General features: G+C 42.9%; 13 protein-coding genes. 3 read left to right on the top strand and 10 right to left on the bottom strand.

Features of this window, described 5'->3' with window-relative positions; all coding sequences use genetic code 11:
* Nucleotides 1–116: 116 nt before the first annotated feature.
* Nucleotides 117–1,280: a Na+/H+ antiporter NhaA gene (gene nhaA / locus BKK48_RS01710; RefSeq protein WP_077426502.1), complete on the bottom strand. Its 1,164-nt coding sequence runs from the start codon at nucleotides 1,278–1,280 to the stop codon at nucleotides 117–119.
* Between the two features lie 232 nt (nucleotides 1,281–1,512).
* Here nhaA and brnQ point away from each other — a divergent pair, with 232 nt between their 5' ends.
* The gene (gene brnQ, locus BKK48_RS01715) at nucleotides 1,513–2,811 is read left to right on the top strand and encodes a branched-chain amino acid transport system II carrier protein (protein WP_077426503.1); all 1,299 of its coding nucleotides are present in this window, start codon (nucleotides 1,513–1,515) and stop codon (nucleotides 2,809–2,811) included.
* Nucleotides 2,812–2,876: 65 nt separating this feature from the next.
* On the opposite strand, the gene pgeF is transcribed toward brnQ, so the two are convergent.
* Together pgeF and rluD are read right to left on the bottom strand one after the other, a co-directional pair.
* Nucleotides 2,877–3,611, bottom strand: a complete 735-nt coding sequence (gene pgeF / locus BKK48_RS01720; protein ID WP_077426504.1) for a peptidoglycan editing factor PgeF — start codon at nucleotides 3,609–3,611, stop codon at nucleotides 2,877–2,879.
* A 1-nt stretch (nucleotide 3,612) separates the two neighbouring features.
* The gene (rluD, locus tag BKK48_RS01725) at nucleotides 3,613–4,587 is read right to left on the bottom strand and encodes a 23S rRNA pseudouridine(1911/1915/1917) synthase RluD (protein WP_077426505.1); all 975 of its coding nucleotides are present in this window, start codon (nucleotides 4,585–4,587) and stop codon (nucleotides 3,613–3,615) included.
* A gap of 109 nt (nucleotides 4,588–4,696) precedes the next feature.
* Here rluD and BKK48_RS01730 point away from each other — a divergent pair, with 109 nt between their 5' ends.
* Complete coding sequence (locus tag BKK48_RS01730) at nucleotides 4,697–5,494, top strand: outer membrane protein assembly factor BamD (RefSeq protein ID WP_077426506.1); 798 nt, start codon at nucleotides 4,697–4,699, stop codon at nucleotides 5,492–5,494.
* 199 nt (nucleotides 5,495–5,693) lie between these two features.
* Here BKK48_RS01730 and mltF read toward each other — a convergent pair whose 3' ends face one another.
* From mltF to pnp, 4 genes are all read right to left on the bottom strand, one after another.
* A complete protein-coding gene (gene mltF, locus BKK48_RS01735; protein ID WP_077426507.1) occupies nucleotides 5,694–7,118 on the bottom strand; it encodes a membrane-bound lytic murein transglycosylase MltF in 1,425 nt (474 codons plus the stop codon).
* Between the two features lie 84 nt (nucleotides 7,119–7,202).
* Nucleotides 7,203–8,999, bottom strand: coding sequence for a DEAD/DEAH box helicase (locus tag BKK48_RS01740; protein ID WP_077426508.1), 1,797 nt, complete (start codon nucleotides 8,997–8,999; stop codon nucleotides 7,203–7,205).
* Nucleotides 9,000–9,191: 192 nt separating this feature from the next.
* The gene (gene nlpI / locus BKK48_RS01745; protein ID WP_077426509.1) at nucleotides 9,192–10,127 is read right to left on the bottom strand and encodes a lipoprotein NlpI; all 936 of its coding nucleotides are present in this window, start codon (nucleotides 10,125–10,127) and stop codon (nucleotides 9,192–9,194) included.
* A gap of 78 nt (nucleotides 10,128–10,205) precedes the next feature.
* Nucleotides 10,206–12,335 (bottom strand): polyribonucleotide nucleotidyltransferase, encoded by a 2,130-nt coding sequence (gene pnp / locus BKK48_RS01750; RefSeq protein ID WP_077426510.1) that lies wholly within the window; start codon nucleotides 12,333–12,335, stop codon nucleotides 10,206–10,208.
* Between the two features lie 243 nt (nucleotides 12,336–12,578).
* Between pnp and nanQ the strand changes: the two genes are divergently transcribed.
* Nucleotides 12,579–13,049, top strand: a complete 471-nt coding sequence (gene nanQ, locus BKK48_RS01755) for an N-acetylneuraminate anomerase (RefSeq protein WP_077426511.1) — start codon at nucleotides 12,579–12,581, stop codon at nucleotides 13,047–13,049.
* A 56-nt stretch (nucleotides 13,050–13,105) separates the two neighbouring features.
* Here nanQ and BKK48_RS10010 read toward each other — a convergent pair whose 3' ends face one another.
* The 3 genes from BKK48_RS10010 to uvrA form a co-directional block, all read right to left on the bottom strand.
* Nucleotides 13,106–13,327 carry a sulfurtransferase TusA family protein gene (locus BKK48_RS10010; protein WP_077414580.1) on the bottom strand — a complete coding sequence of 74 codons (222 nt, stop codon included), beginning with the start codon at nucleotides 13,325–13,327 and terminating at the stop codon, nucleotides 13,106–13,108.
* A gap of 15 nt (nucleotides 13,328–13,342) precedes the next feature.
* On the bottom strand, nucleotides 13,343–14,383 hold the full coding sequence (locus tag BKK48_RS01765; protein WP_077426512.1) for a YeeE/YedE family protein: 1,041 nt from the start codon (nucleotides 14,381–14,383) through the stop codon (nucleotides 13,343–13,345).
* Between the two features lie 266 nt (nucleotides 14,384–14,649).
* The gene (uvrA, locus tag BKK48_RS01770; protein WP_077426513.1) at nucleotides 14,650–17,481 is read right to left on the bottom strand and encodes an excinuclease ABC subunit UvrA; all 2,832 of its coding nucleotides are present in this window, start codon (nucleotides 17,479–17,481) and stop codon (nucleotides 14,650–14,652) included.
* Between the last annotated feature and the right edge of the window lie 110 nt (nucleotides 17,482–17,591).

Consider the following 17,591-nt stretch of genomic DNA (forward strand, 5'->3'; position numbering starts at 1 on the left):
CACTTTTGTCCATTAAGCCAATTCTGAGCCTATCTTCATAAAATAAAATCCCTATTGAGTAAAATCTCAATAGGGATTTTTAGTTGAGTGAATATCTCTATGTTTTCATGTTAAAACTAGGGCTTTGTCGTTTGTTTTAAACAAATATAACCGACAATAGCTGAAATGGTTGATCCGATCAAAATACCTAAACGAGATAATGTACTAATACTTTCACCCGCATCGGCATCAAAAGCAAGACTTGCAAGGAACATCGACATAGTAAAACCGATACCACATAGGATAGCTACGGCAAAAATCTGTTTAAAATTAATGCCTTCAGGCAGTTTAGCGATACCTAACTTCACGGAAAGATAACTGAAACCAAATACGCCGATCGGTTTTCCAATAATCAGCCCTAAGGCGATAGCAAGTAATAATGGTGAAGTTATCATAGAGAAATCCAATCCCTCAAAGCTCACTCCTGCATTAGCAAAGGCAAATAAAGGCAAAATGAGGAATGAGGTCCAAGGGGCAAGTAAATGCTCAAAATCTTCTAATGGTGTTTCACCATTTTTTCCTTTCAATGGAATACAGAAACCGATAATCACTCCGGCTAGGGTGGCATGTACGCCGGATTTTAATACTGAAGCCCATAATATTGTACCTACCACCATATACGCACAAAGTGCGGTGACCTTAAAGCGATTTAAGGCGATAAGTAAAATGATGGCAATCGCAGCAAAGGTCAGGGCTTGAATACTTAATCCTTGGGAGAAGAATAACGCAATCACCACAATGGCACCTAGGTCGTCAATGATGGCGAGTGCTAACAAAAAGATTTTTAACGCGAGCGGAACCTGTTTGCTTAAAAGCGCCATAATGCCGAGAGCAAAGGCAATGTCCGTAGCCATTGGAATGGCCCAGCCATTGGCAAGCGATGGATCCTGACGGGCAATAAAGACATAGACTAATGCGGGAATAACCATTCCGCCTATTGCAGCAAAAGCAGGGAAAATCGCTTGTTGATAGCTGGAAAGTGAACCCTCTAATAATTCACGTTTGACCTCTAGCCCCACTAAAACAAAAAAGACCGCCATAAAACCATCATTAATCCAGTGAATAAGAGTTTTATCAATGGAAAATACCCCTATTTGGATGCTTACCGGAAGATTTAAGAAATCATGATAAGCGTTATTTAATGGTGAGTTAGCAAATAAAATGGCAATGAATGCCGCACAGAGCAGTAAAATGCCGCCGGCAGATTCAAGTTTCAAAAATCGTTGTATCAGCTGTAACACTAAAATTTCCCCAAAAAATTAAAATAAATGTAATAAAAAAATCACTGAAACCGAGATACTACCATATTTTTATTTCTTGAGGGGAAAATCGCAGTAAAAGTGCGGTCGTTTTTGACGATATTTTTGAAGAAATAAGAATGGCGTGACGGAGTTCACATTTTTAAGTTTTGAGGGTTAGGGTTCTCTTTGAGTTTATAGTAAAATGAGCTTTTTTTAATCAATTGAGAAAATTATGTTTAGTCGTAAAGATATTGTTGTTTTAGGAATGATGATTTTTGCGCTCTTTTTAGGGGCGGGAAATATTATTTTTCCACCAATGGAAGGGTTTACCGCCGGCACTCAATGGGCTACCGCCTCTTTCGGTTTCGTTTTAACCGGGGTATTCATGCCTTTTATCACCTTGGTTGTGGTTTCGGTTGTGGGGCGAGGTGAAGTCTTAACGCGTGATTTACCGAAATGGGCTGAGGTGATTTTTTTAGCTACATTATATTTAGTCATCGGTTCTTTATTTGCGATGCCGCGTGTCACCAATGTGGCTTATGAAATGGCATGGGTACCATTGAGCATTACAGAGGACAATTCCCATACACATCTTATTTTTTCGCTTATTTTTAATTTGGTAGGCATGCTTTTCATGCTTCGCCCTAATACGATTATTTCGACGGTGGGAAAATTCATGACACCGGCATTACTGGTGTTGCTGGTTGTGGTTGCTGTCAATGTTATCCTTTCACCGCTTTCTGATATTGTGGAGCCAAGCAAAGCTTATGCGACAAATTCTGCAATGACCTCAGGGCTGATTAGCGGCTATCAAACGATGGATGTGCTGGCAGCCATTGCCTTTGGCGGCATTGTGGCTCGTGCTTTAGCGGTACGAAACGTTTCTTCTACGCAAGATGTGATGAAATATACGATTTCTGCAGGGTTTATTTCCGTATTTTTACTGGCTGCTCTCTATTTTTCCCTGTTTTATTTAGGGGCAACGAGTGCTCAAGTGGCTGAAGGTGCAACCAATGGCGGGCAAATATTCTCTCGTTATGTCAATGCGTTATTTGGTACGGCCGGAACTTGGATTATGTCGGGTATCATTCTTTTAGCCAATATGACAACCCTCGTGGGCGTAACCAGTGCCTGTGCTGATTACTTTTCGAAATTTCATGTGCGTTTGTCTTATTCATTTTGGGTGTTTATTTTCACGGTGTTAACGACAACCATTGCTCAAACGGGCCTAACGGAATTGCTTCGTGTGACAATTCCTGCGTTATTATTGATCTATCCTGTGGCTATTATGTTAGTTTTTTTACAGATTATTCGCCATAAACTCCCGAATATTAAATTGAGCTATTATTTTACGTTATTGATTACAGTGAGTTTTAGTGCTTGTGACAGTTTAAAGAATATAGATTTATTGCCTCAAGGTGTTGAGAATATGCTCAATTATTTACCTCTTTATGCAGAAGGGATGGGGTGGCTGATACCGGCTTTTATTGCGTTAGGGTTATCCTTATTCTTAGGGAAAAAATCAGCTTAATTCGAAACATTATCAATGAAAACAGGGAGGGGAATATTATCCCCTCCCTGTTTTTGAATAGGCCATTATTCAAACCAAATGACACTCGCCATTCTTCCTGTTTTTCCTTCTCGCCGATAAGAAAAAAACAGCGCTTTTTCATAAAAAGTACAGTGTTCTCCGCCCAAAATATGGGTAATACCCAGTTTGTTTAGGCGTTGTATGGCAATTTGGTAAAGATTACCGAGGTATTTTCCTTTTTGAGCCGGATCAGGCTGGAAAGCCTTTTCTGCTTGAGGATCATATTGCATAAATTGCTCAATGACTTCTTTTCCCACTTGGAATGCCTTAGGGCCAATGGCAGGGCCAAGCCAAGCGATAATATTTTGTGGCTCGGTATGAAAACATTTCACCGTTTCTTCCAAAATCCCATCACATAATCCCCGCCAACCGGCATGGGCGGCGGCTACTTCGTTGCCTTGTTTATTGGTAAAAAGCACGGGCAAACAATCGGCCGTCATCACGGCGCAAACTTGGTGAGGTTGATTGGTATAAACCGCATCAGCTTCAATATTGTCACCTGAATAGGGCAACGTGATCACCTTTGTGCTGTGGGTTTGATTGAGAAATAAAGGAGAATGGGGTAAATGGAATTTTTCTACTAATAAAGTGCGGTTGGTTTTGACCGCACTTTTTTCATCACCAACATGATCACCTAAGTTAAAACTGTCAAATGGCGTTTGGCTTACCCCACCTGTTCGAGTAGTCGTAAACGCATGAATATGAGTGGGAACTTGCCATGTGGGAAAAATTGCTTGCATATTAATAGTCCAATTCTTCTTTATGTTCGATATAGTCTGCTTTTAATGCGTTAATTAATTCAACAAAATCATCGGGCAGAGGGGCATACCATTCCATCATTTCACCGCTGATAGGATGCGCTAAACGTAACATCACTGCGTGTAAAGCTTGGCGTTTGAAATTACGCAAGACTTCCATAAAGGGTTCACTGGCGTTTTTCGGTGGGCGAGGGCGGCCTCCGTAAGTTTGATCGCCTAATAAAGGGTGAGCAATATGCGCCATATGAACACGGATTTGGTGGGTTCTCCCTGTTTCTAAACGTAAGCGTAGTCGGGTGTAATTGCGGAAGTTTTCCATAATACGGTAGTGGGTGACCGCAGGTTTTCCCATGGGGTGAACTGCCATTAACGTGCGTTTCGTGGCGTGGCGTGCCATGGGCTGATCCACGGTTCCCCCTTTGGTCATAATGCCTGATGCAACAGCTTCATATTCCCGGGTGATTTTACGCTTTTGTAAATCCCGTACTAATTTCGTTTGTGCCGGGATGGTTTTGGCGATCACCATTAAACCTGTCGTATCTTTATCTAATCGATGCACAATACCTGCCCGTGGTACTTCGGCAATGGGCGGGTAATAATGCAGCAATGCGTTTAATACCGTACCGCTTGGATTACCAGCCCCGGGGTGAACGACAAGATCTTTGGGTTTATTAATCACCATAATATCATCATCTTCATACACGATATTGAGAGGGATATTTTCCGGCTCAAAACGGTTTTCATCTTCAACATCGACCGTAATTTCGATATGCTCACCACCAAGCACTTTTTCACGGGGAATATTGGCAATACGCTGATTTATTTTAACGAGATCCGCTTCAATCCAGGTTTTTAGGCGTGAACGGGAATAGTCGGGGAACAATTCGGCGAGGGTTTGGTCTAATCGCTGTCCTATTTGTTCCGGTTGAACCTCGGCAGAAAGGGTGATTTGTGGCATAAAAATGGGTCTCAATCGTTTTAAAAGTTGGCTTATTTAGCAATGTTCTATACAATAGCCGCCAATTGTATCTGATTTATTGGCTTTCGTAAAAATTAAGGAAAAAATAATGCGTAAAATAAAATCATTGGCATTGATTGCAATGACCGCCTTTGCTGTGGTGGGTTGTTCAAGTGGTAATAAAGAGGTTGAAGAGGCATCGGTTGATACGCTTTATAATAAGGGCGCGACGGCTTTGCAGGAAGGGGGATATTCTGAGGCAATTCGCTATTTAAACGCCACAACGGAACGTTTCCCGGGCAGTATTTATCAAGAGCAGGCTATGCTGGATTTAATTTATGCAAACTATAAGTCGCAGGATTATACCGGAGTATTAGTCACGGTGGACAGTTTCTTAAATCAGTTTCCACAAAGCCAACATCGTGATTATGCGGTTTATATGGCAGGGTTAACCAATGCGGCAACTGCCGACAATGCGATCCAAGATTTCTTTGGTATTGATCGTGCCACAAGAGAAACAACTTCATTAAAAACCGCATTTGCTAACTTCCAGAGTTTAGTTCGTGCTTTCCCGAATAGTCCTTATTCTCAAGATGCCCTAGCCCGTATGGCGTATATTAAAGATTCTTTAGCTCGCCATGAGTTAGAAATTGCGAAGTTTTATGCAAAACGTAATGCCGATGTGGCAGTGGCAAATCGTGTTGTGGGGATGTTGCAGTTATACCCTGATACCCCAGCCACTTATGAAGGGTTATTCTTAATGCGTGATGCTTATCAAAAAATGGGCTTAGAAACCCTCGCTAATCAGACCCAGCAAGTGATTGATGCGAACAAAGACAAAGCCTTGACGAAAGTGGAGAAACCGGAAGAACCGGAATTAAAGGTGCCGACGGCGACTAATCAGTAAAAACTAAAACCCCGATAGTGATATCGGGGTTTTTCGTTAGCAACAAAATTCTTGTAAAACGAATTGCATCGCATGCCGTTCAAATTGTTTTTGTTTACGATGTTTTAACCGTCTTATACGGGAATTTCGAGATACTGAACTATCCCGTGATTTGACTTTTTTCAAAAAGGTTTTACGTTTTAACATCTCTCTTTTCTCCTTACTGCTCTTCTTTATGATTTATTGCATTTTCCAACTCATTGTTATTTTGATTGTTCTGCACACGGTGATAATTTACGATATTATTCATATAGCGGCGGATATTTTCCACATATTGATAAGCTTCATAACCTCGGGCGTAGCCGTATTTCAGATTATTATAATGACGCTTTTCGGCTAACAGCGGTAAGTTATTTTTTACATCAAGCCAATTATCCGGATTGCCACCTAATTTTTTGGTTAAACGGCGAACATCCACAAGGTGACCCAACCCCATATTATAAGCGGCAAGGGCATACCAAATGCGATCCTCTTGGGCGATGCTGTCAGGCATTTGTGATACCAGCCAATGTAAATAATCTGAACCGGCTTTGATACTTTGTTCAGGATCAGTTCTATTGGTGATTTTCATTCTTTCTGCGGTATCTTTGGTGAGCATCATCATCCCTCTCACGCCGGTAGGTGAGGTCGCATCAGGGTTCCAATGGGATTCTTGATAGGCTACCGCAGCCAGTAACCGCCAATCCAGTTCCCCTTTATATTTTTCAAAGAGCGGTTGATATTGAGGGAGAATTTTCTCAATCGCCGCTAAGTAAGCTCGGCTATCTACATAATCAAATTGTGCAATATGGCGAAAATATTTTTCCTCAATACGATCTATTAAGCCTGTATCTAAAGCATTATTCATAAAATCCAACAGGCTTGCTTGTAATTCATTATAAGAATTATTAGCAAGATACCAATGCACGCTGGCCTCATCAGTTAAATCAAAAGCGATGGCAATATCAGGACGAATTTGCTGTGCCGTGGCGACATCGATAGAATTGGCGATAGTGTAAGGAATTTTGCCTTCAGCCACCTGTATGAGTAATTCTTCTTGTGTGAATTGTTTACTGTTTTTCCATTTTAATTGAGGAAATTTTTGCTGAAATTGGCTGAGGAGTTCTTCTAATTCTTGACCGCCTGCCGTGACAATTTCCTGTTGTAGCGCACTTAAATCTTTGGGTCTATTTCCCCCTTTTTTATAGACTACTTGCCAAGAAGCGGAAGTATAAGCAGGGCCAATTTGGAATTGCTCTGCCCGTTTAGGATGGAAAAGTAAGTTAGCGGCGGCTAAATCAATTTGGTTGTTTTCAAGGGCATCGAAAAGGGCATCGGTATTCTCAAGGGTTTTGATTTCAAGTGGTACGCCTAAATAATCGGCAAAGTGTTTGGTTAACTCATATTCCAGGCCCGATTCCCCTTTCGCATCAATAAAATAATAAATCGGGTTATTAATCGTGCCGACAATGAGCTTACCGCGTGATTGAACCACGGCATAATGATTTTCCTCCGATAGCCTGATTTTCTGCCAAGGGAAAACCATGTCAATTGCCCATAAAAGGAGAGCAAAAGCAGCGATGATGCGTAAAAATAGACCTTTCAAATACGTTTTCCTTATTTACAAGTTTGAAACGAATTCTTCGTGGCAAAGGGGAGGATATTTTCTATCTCTCCCCGCTAAGAGTGATTAACTACGGCGACCTCTCCGAGGTTTCTCGCTAAAAGTGCGGTTGTTTTTTTCATTAAATTTACGACCACGACTGTCAGCGTTGTCCTTGCCTCGGCCTTTTCGTTTTCCGGCAAAATCATCACGGTCATGTGCGTGTTCAGATTTTACTGCACCGAGGAATGACATTCTCATTTGTTTGTTTAACACACGGGTTTTACCGAATTGTTGAAGCAATTCTTTTGGCATACCTTGTGGTAATTCCACAGTAGAATAATCATCATAAAGTTTAATATGGCCGATATAACGGCTATTAATATCGCCCTCGTTGGCAATCGCTCCCACAATGTGGCGAACCTCAACCCCATCCATTCTGCCCACTTCGATACGGTATAAATCCATCGGCTGTGGATTGCCATAGCCTTTTCGTTCGCCACGGCGTTCTACAGAACGTGGGTTTTCACGGCGTTCATTGCGTTCGCGACGGCGTTTTTCCATTGGCGGATCCGGTGGCAGAATGAGTTTTTGTTTGCCTTGGAGCAACATTAACATGGCAGCGGCAATATCTTCTTGTGCTTGATCGGCGGTGAATAAATCTTCCAATAAGCTACGATATTGTTCTAAATCATGATGTTCAAGCTGTTTGGTAATTTTGGCAACGAATTTTTTACGGCGACAATCTTGCAAAACCAAATGATTTGGTAATTCCACTTCATTAATCGGTTTTTTCATCAAATGCTCAATATTGCGTAGCAAACGGCGTTCACGGGGCTCAACGAAAAGTAATGCACGACCGGAACGACCGGCACGACCGGTACGGCCGATGCGGTGAATATAAGATTCGGCATCAAGCGGAATATCATAATTCACCACGAGGCTGATACGCTCAATATCAATCCCCCGTGCGGCAACATCGGTAGCTACCACAATATCAAGGCTGCCGTTACGTAAGCGATCGAGGGTTTGCTCACGGAGTTGTTGGGTCATATCGCCATTCAGTGCAGCAGAACGAAAGCCGTTTTTTTCTAACAGTTCGGTAATATCTAGCGTACCGGTTTTGGTGCGGGCAAAAATAATTGCCGCATCAAATTCTTCCACTTCAAGAAAGCGAAGTAGTGCTTCATTTTTACGCACACCGTGGACATACCAACAGCTTTGCTCAATATCAGGTGCATTTTCGTTATTGACTTTAATTTTCACCTCTTGAGGGTTATTCATAAAGCGTTTGGTAATCCGGCGAATCGGCTCCGGCATTGTGGCAGAGAAGAGGGCGGTTTGGTGTTGTTCCGGAAGTTCCGCCATAACGGTTTCTACATCGTCAATAAAGCCCATACGCAACATTTCGTCCGCTTCATCTAACACAATGAAACGAAGCTCGGATAAATCTAACGTCTCTCGGCGAATATGATCAAGAATACGCCCCGGTGTGCCGACCACCACTTGCGCCCCTTGTTTTAGCGCACGAAGTTGAATGTCATAGCGTTGTCCACCATAAAGGGTCACAATGCGTATGCCTTGTGCATATTTGACGAATTGTTCGCAAGCCTCTGCCACTTGGATCGCAAGCTCTCGGGTGGGCGCCATTACTAACATTTGTGGATATTTAGCCCCAGCATCAATTTGAGCCAATAGGGGTAAAGCAAAAGCGGCGGTTTTCCCACTCCCGGTTTGTGCCATTCCTAATACATCGTGACCCTTTAGTAAATGGGGGATACAGGTTTGTTGAATGGGAGAAGGGGTTTCAAAACCTAAGTCTGAAACCGATTTTAAGATAAAGTCAGGTAAGCCTAAGTCATTAAAGGTGATTTTGTCAGTCATTAAAATACTCGAATATAAAAAGGAAAGCTCAAAGGGCTTTCAGGTTTGTTTGTGGTATCTTTCTCATCCATTTTGCAGGGCATATTAAAGCCTATTGAAGTGCAAGAGGAGAACATCTTTTTGTCCTCTTATTTTCTCCAACCACTTGCAAAGAAAGCATGAGAGATGGCGATGAAAGTGCGAGTTAAAACATCAGGGTTTTATGACCGCACTTTTTCCGTCTTTTTCCTCTTCCGTTTGAGCCGGTTTGAGTTTCATCAGCTCAAAGGAGGCAAAACGATACTCAACAAAGTTATAAACCTGATTTGCCATTGCCAGTTTAAATAAAGCCGCGGCTTCATCAACCAGCCCTACATTGAGTTTTTGTTTTGCTAGATAAAAATAAGTTTCCGTGAGAATTTCAGCATATTGTTGCGTGTTTTGGGCAAACTCACCGGCACGCTGTTGTAATTCTTCTACGGAAATGTGTCCTAAGTAATATTGAACGATAGATGTACCCCAGAAGTCCTCCGATAGCCCTTTTGCTCGTTCAACAAGGTTTTTGTGGGCCTCTTGTGGTTTTAATTTTTGTTCGTTCAAATACAGCCATAAGACACGGTAAGGATCTTTTGTATCGGCTTGGTAGAACTGTAAGAAATCTTGTTCGGCAAGATTATAGCGCCCTACATAATAAAAATTTAAACCACGGTTAAGGTGGGTGTAGTCATAGCTTGGATCTAATTCAAACACGGCATTGAAGGTTTCCAATGCACCGTCATAATCTTCCTCAAGCAATAAGTAAAGCCCTAGATAGTTATACACGGAAGCCATTTTAGGCTGCAATGCCAGGGCTTGGATAAAATCATAACGCGCAAGCCCCCATAAACCGAGAGCGTCATATAGCACACCCCGTTCAAAATGTAAGGAGGCACGTTCTTCGTTACTCATTTTTCCGACAAGCAATACTTGGCTAAGGCGTACAATCATCACCTCTTGTTCAAAGTGAACATTCGGATTTTGTTCAGCCAGTACTACCCGATTTTTAGACACAAAAGTCCCGCTGGATTGGATACAGCCGGCAAGCAACAATATCGTACATAACCCAAATAAATAGGTGAGATAACGGTGAGATAACCGAAAATACTGCATTTGCTCTCTTTTGTGTAACAGGTTAAAAACAACAAAACTTGATGGCGTACCACCAAGTTTTGCTTAATCCTGCTGAGATTATTCTTGCTCATCAGCAGGGGATTGTTGAGGGATTTCCGCCTCTTGTTTCGGTGCAAGATCTTTCATGGTAAGACGAATACGACCTTGGCGATCAATTTCCACCACTTTCACATTGACTTCTTGACCGAGTTGAAGGTAATCGCTCACTTTCTCAACACGTTCTTCAGCGATTTGTGAAATGTGAACTAAACCTTCTTTATTGCCCACGATAGCAACGAAAGCGCCGAAATCGGCTAAGCGGGTTACTTTACCTTTATAAATCGCACCGGCTTCCACTTCTGCAACGATTTCTTCAATGCGAGCCATCACATTTTTCGCGGCATTGTTATCGACAGCTGCAATTTTCACCGTACCATCGTCATCAATATCAATTGATGTGCCGGTTTCTTCGGTTAAGGAACGAATAGTTGCCCCACCTTTACCAATCACATCTTTGATTTTCTTCGGATCGATTTTCATCGTATGGATACGAGGGGCATAGTCAGAAATCTCTGCACGAGGTGCCGGAATGGCTTGTTCCATGACGCCGAGAATATGCAAACGTGCGCTTTTCGCTTGATTTAATGCAATTTGCATAATTTCCGGTGTGATCCCTTCAATTTTGATATCCATTTGAAGTGCCGTAACACCTTCACGGGTTCCCGCCACTTTAAAGTCCATATCACCAAGGTGATCTTCATCACCCAGAATGTCGGAAAGTACCACGAATTTTTCTTCTTCTTTCACTAGCCCCATTGCGATACCTGCAACCGCAGCTTTAATAGGTACACCGGCATCCATTAATGCTAATGACGCACCACATACTGATGCCATAGATGAAGAACCGTTGGATTCAGTAATTTCAGATACCACACGCACCACATAAGGGAATTCCGCAAGGGTTGGCATGACAGCTGCCACACCACGTTTTGCTAAACGACCGTGACCGATTTCACGACGTTTTGGTGAGCCTATCATACCGGTTTCACCCACAGAGTAAGGTGGGAAATTGTAGTGGAATAAGAAATGATCGGAACGCTCACCGGTTAATTCATCGATAATTTGCGCATCACGCTCAGTACCTAATGTGGCAACGGCTAAGGCTTGGGTTTCGCCACGGGTGAAAATAGCCGAACCATGGGTGCGAGGTAACACTCCGGTGCAAATATCTAAAGCTCGCACAGTATCAACGGTACGACCATCAATACGGGGTTCACCGGCGAGGATACGGCCACGAACGATTTGGCTTTCAAGTGCGGTGAAAATATCAACGATTTTCCCTTCACTGATTTCTTCATCTTCTGCAGTAATTTGTGCGATCACATCTGCTTTAATCGCATCAATTTGCGCATAGCGGGTTTGTTTTTCGGTAATGCGGTAAGCATCGCCCAAACGGGTTTCTGCAATGGCTTTTACTTTATTGATTAAATCCGTATTTGGTTCAGGTGCAACCCAATCCCAACGTGGTTTACCGGCTTCTGCGGTAAATTCTTTAATCGCTTCAATCACCACTTGTTGTTGCTGATGACCGAATACTACCGCAGATAACATTTGTTCTTCAGTTAAAATATCTGCTTCAGATTCCACCATTAATACGGCTTTATCCGTTCCTGCCACAACAAGATCCAAACGGCTTTGTTTTTGTTCCGCCATGGTTGGATTTAACACGAATTGATTGTTGATAAAGCCAACACGAGCGGCACCGATAGGGCCGTTAAATGGCACGCCGGATAAGGATAATGCGGCAGAAGCACCAATCATCGCCACTAAATCCGGGCTGATTTGCGGATTGACGGACACAACGGTAGCAACCACTTGGATTTCATTGAAGAAACCTTCCGGGAATAATGGGCGGATAGGGCGGTCAATTAAACGGGCAATTAAGGTTTCACCTTCAGACGGACGGCCTTCACGTTTGAAGAAACCACCCGGAATACGGCCGGCTGCGTAAGTACGCTCTTGATAATTCACTGTTAAAGGGAAGAAGTCTTGACCTTCTTTCACATCTTTTTTCGCCACAACGGTAACAAATACGCTGGTATCGTCCATACTTGCCATGACGGCGGCGGTGGCTTGACGTGCAATCGCACCGGTTTCTAAAGTTACGGTGTGTTGACCGTATTTAAATTGTTTAACAATTGGATTCACAATGTTTTCCTTTGATTTTGATAGTAAAAAACAATGTTTTATTTTCCAGATTGCGACTAGCAAAAGAAATCTTTAAGAAAATTGACCGCACTTTTGCGAAAAAAATTTCTTTTGTTAGCCGCACGCTAATACAGAAAATAAAACTGGCACATTATACAGAGGTTTTGATGCGATTGGTAACTTTATTTCATCTTGCCAACTTGCTATGATGGGTTAATTTTTATTCATTTATAAGGAGAGAAGATGATTATCAGCAGCCTAACCAACCCCAATTTTAAAGTGGGTTTACCAAATGTGATTGCACAAGTGTGCGATTATCTCAATACATTAGATCTCAATGCCTTAGAAGTCGGTCGTCATGAGATTAATGAGCAAATTTATATGAACGTGATGGAGCCGGAAACCGCAGAGCCAAGCAGTAAAAAAGCAGAGTTACATCATGACTATCTCGACATACAAGTGTTAATTCAGGGAACGGAAAACATTGAAGTTGGTGCAACCTATCCGGATTTAGCAAGCTATGAAGATTACAATGAAGCCGATGATTATCAGCTCACCCCAGCAGAAATTGAAAATAAATTTACAGTCACATTAACGCCGAATATGTTTGCCGTATTCTATCCTTACGAACCGCACAAACCTTGCTGTTTAGTGAATGGAAAGGCGGAAAAAATTAAGAAGCTCGTGGTGAAAGTGCCGGTTTCGTTAATTTAGTTTTTATGTCAAGTGCGGTTAAAAATCCTGTTGTTTTTTAACCGCACTTTGGTTGCTTATTTCAGGACAGTGATTGTCCATTTGGCGTCACCGATTTGTTCAAAATTGGTGACTTCATAACCTTCCTCCGCCGCCCAAGCTGGGATGGCTTCGGTGGCTTGCGTACAATCGAATTCAATTTCAAGGCCATCGCCTTTATTCAGTTTTGCCATTTCGGCTTTGGCTTCCACTAGGGGAAAAGGGCAAACTAAACCCAGTGTTGGTAATTTTACAATCATGTTTTTCTCCTCAAATTAAGCGGTAACCGCTTTTAATCGTTGTGGACGGATAATGGTGAAATAGGCGGCAAACCACGTTCCCAGCACCATTAACGGAAGGGATACCCAACCTTGCCATGAAAAATAAGCGGTAGCGACAAGGGCATTGCCGATTGAGCAACCGCCTGCTAGGCTTGCCCCGATTCCCATGAGTGAACCGCCAAATGTGCTGCGTATCATGGTTTGCGTATCCGGTAGGCGAAGACGAAATTCGTTGCTCCCTTTTGCGGCGATAAATGAACCGATAAAGATCCCTAATACTAAGAATACGCCCCAATTAATAAATTTGACCTCGTTGGTAATTAAGAATTGCATGATATTGGCTGATGGCGTAGTGATGCCCAACCCACCAATTCGTCCGGTTGCCACACTTAACGGCCAAGCCGCAAGGGCAATCAAACCGATTAATGTGGCAGAAACAAAAGGATGCCAACGTTTTTCAAATAAAATATGGGCAAGGCCAGTTTTCTTTGGTTTGAGTGTTGCCACTTTTGCTTGTGGTTTCGCCAAGTGTTTATACACCAAATAGCCGGTGATAAGGGTTAATAATGCCACCAGCCACCATGCGGATATCCCAACACTTTCATAAATATTGCGTTCGTCTACTTTTACACTGCGTAATGTTTGATTGAACTCGCCCAAAGGGCCTGTACGCATCATCGCACTAAACAGCATATACATAAACAATGCCACCCAGCTCCCGATTAAACCCTCTGCCGCACGATACCATGTCCCTGTAGCGCAACCGCCGGCATAAATAATACCGATGCCAAACAGAAAAGAACCGACCATCACGGCAACAAATTCAAAGTTTTTAGCCGGTTCAATATTTAACCAACCCACTTCTTTCAAAATGAAAAAACCAACGGATTGCACAGTGATGGCAATCAGCAAAGCAACGAACATTTTATTGCTTTTTGTCACATAGAGATCACGGAATGCGCCCGTGATACAAAATCGTCCACGTTGCATCACAAAGCCAAGCAAAATTCCACAAAATAACCCGGTTAAAAGCATTGGTCCTCCTAAAGTCAAACAAAGAAAAGATAGGGATATTTTTAATGAATTCAGCCTGAAGATGCCAAGAACTTTTGGTTAATTGATATTTCCTTTTGGAATAAAGAGAGGTGTTTTTTGCTAAAAAAGGAAATATAAATATGTGGTTTATCACCTACTTTGTTCTAGTGAGAAAAAGGGGATAAGCTACTCGATTTGGTGAGGGTGGAGGCGTCGATAAATTCACGCCATACGGCGGGTATGGCGTGAAAGTGCGGTCAGTTTTTTTAACGTTTTTCTAAGATGGGTTTTAAAAATCTCGCCGTGTGAGAACCCTCTACTTTTACCACTTCTTCAGGGGTGCCGGTGGCGATAATTTGTCCGCCTCCGCTTCCCCCTTCAGGGCCGAGATCCACAATCCAATCGGCGGTTTTGATGACATCTAAATTATGCTCAATCACCACAATGGTATTGCCTTGATCTCTTAGGCGGTGAAGCACGGCAAGCAATTGTTTTATATCAGCAAAATGCAAACCGGTGGTGGGTTCATCTAAAATATAAAGGGTTTTCCCGGTATCCCGTTTGGAAAGCTCGGTTGCTAATTTAACACGTTGCGCCTCCCCGCCGGAAAGGGTGGTAGAAGATTGCCCCAAACGGATATAGGATAACCCCACATCCATGAGGGTTTGCAGTTTACGGGCAATCATTGGAATGGCATCAAAAAACGCTCGAGCCTCTTCCACCGTCATATCCAAGACTTGATGGATAGTTTTGCCTTTATAGCGGATTTCCAAGGTTTCACGGTTATAACGTTTCCCTTTACATTGATCGCAGGGTACATACACATCCGGTAAAAAATGCATTTCCACTTTAATGACACCATCGCCTTGGCACGCCTCGCAGCGTCCACCACGCACGTTAAAACTAAAACGCCCCGGGTTATAGCCACGAGCCCGTGCTTCCGGTACGCCGGCAAAAAGTTCACGAATTGGGGTGAATAACCCAGTATAGGTCGCCGGGTTTGAACGTGGCGTACGCCCAATTGGGCTTTGGTTAATATCGATGACTTTATCGAAATGCTCCAGCCCTTCAATGGATTTATAAGGGGCATAGTCGGTTTTGTCGGCCCGGTTCAAAGCATTTTGAGCAAGCGGGAAGAGGGTGTCATTAATCAACGTGGATTTGCCCGAACCCGATACGCCGGTAATACAAGTGAACAATCCGACAGGAATATCTAAATTCACATTTTTTAAATTATTCCCGGATGCACCTTTTAGTTTTAGCCATTTTTTCTTATCAAGTGCGGTTCGTTTTTTTGGAATTTCAATTTGTTCCACACCGGATAGGAATTTACCGGTGATAGAATTCGTATTTTCCATAATTTCTTGTGCATTGCCTTGGGCGATCACTTGTCCGCCGTGCACGCCAGCACCCGGGCCGATATCAATGATATGATCGGCGGCACGAATGGCATCTTCATCATGTTCCACCACAATTACGGTGTTACCCAAATTGCGTAAATGGATGAGTGTATTGAGTAGCCGTTCATTATCACGCTGATGCAACCCGATAGACGGCTCATCTAACACATACATCACACCCACTAAACCTGCCCCAATTTGGCTGGCTAGACGAATTCGTTGCGCCTCACCGCCTGAAAGGGTTTCGGCAGAGCGGGAAAGGGAAAGATAATTCAGCCCTACATTAACTAAGAACTGTAAACGCTCTCGAATTTCTTTCAGAATTTTCTCAGCAATCTGTGCCTTTTGCCCGGTTAATGAAAGGGCGGTGAAAAATTCGAGGGTTTCACCAATGCTTTTTTCTGAAATCATGGGTAAATTAGTCGGCCCAATATACACATTTCGTGCTTCCGGGCGTAGACGTGAACCGCCACAATCCGCACAAGGACGGTTGCTGATGTTTTTGGCTAATTCTTCACGCACCGACATAGACTCCGTCTCTTTATAACGGCGGGCCATATTATTCAAAATGCCTTCAAAAGGATGTTTACGAATAACCACATCACCACGATCATTCATATATTGAAATTCAATCTCTTCCTTACCTGAACCGTGCATAATGATGTGTTGGATTCTTTTCGGTAAGCTTTCATAAGGCGCATCCACATCAAAATCATAATGTTTTGCAAGGGAAGTGAGCATTTGATGATAATAAAAATTACGGCGATCCCAGCCTTTCACCGCTCCACCGGAAAGGGAAATGCTTGGATTTTGTACCACGCGTGCTTCATCGAAATATTGCTGAACGCCCAAGCCATCACAGGTCGGACAAGCGCCTGCGGGGTTGTTAAACGAAAACAAACGAGGTTCTAATTCCGGCACAGAGTACCCACAGTGCGGACAAGCAAAATTTGCCGAAAAAACCAGTTCTTCCGCTTTTGGATTATCCATTTCTGCTACAATTGCCGTACCACCGGAAAGCTCTAATGCGGTTTCAAAGGATTCCGCTAAACGAGAGCTCAAATCTGACCGCACTTTGAAACGATCCACCACCACTTCTATGGTATGTTTTTTCTGTAATTCCAGTTTTGGCGGAGCAGACAAATCACAAATCTCGCCATCAATCCTTGCACGAATATAGCCTTGCGCGGCAATATTTTCTAAGATTTTAACGTGCTCTCCTTTACGGTTTTTCACCACCGGTGCAAGCAACATCATCTTCGATTCTTCAGGCAAACTTAATACTTTGTCTACCATTTGGCTGATGGTTTGCGCTGTTAGCGGTACATCGTGATTTGGGCAGCGAGGTTCTCCCACTCGGGCAAAAAGAAGACGGAGATAATCGTAAATTTCCGTGATCGTCCCCACCGTAGAACGAGGGTTATGGGAGGTGGATTTTTGTTCGATAGAAATGGCAGGCGATAAACCTTCAATGGAATCCACATCCGGTTTTTCCATCAAAGAAAGAAACTGACGGGCATAGGCGGAAAGGGATTCCACATAACGACGTTGCCCTTCAGCATAAAGGGTGTCAAACGCTAATGAGGATTTGCCGGAGCCTGAAAGGCCGGTGATAACAATGAGTTTATCGCGGGGAATGGTTAAATTGATATTTTTAAGATTGTGGGTTCTTGCCCCACGAATGTCGATATTTTCCATAAATCATTCGTACTGGTGATTATTTTTGCAAAATTGCGGGCATTATCGCACATTTCAATATCTGTGCAAATATCCAGTTAAATCTTATAGATCTTTTGTAAAAATTCAGG

Origin of the sequence: Rodentibacter heidelbergensis, from assembly GCF_002000125.1 — a bacterium.
In the GTDB taxonomy this organism is placed as follows: Bacteria; Pseudomonadota; Gammaproteobacteria; order Enterobacterales; family Pasteurellaceae; genus Rodentibacter; species Rodentibacter heidelbergensis.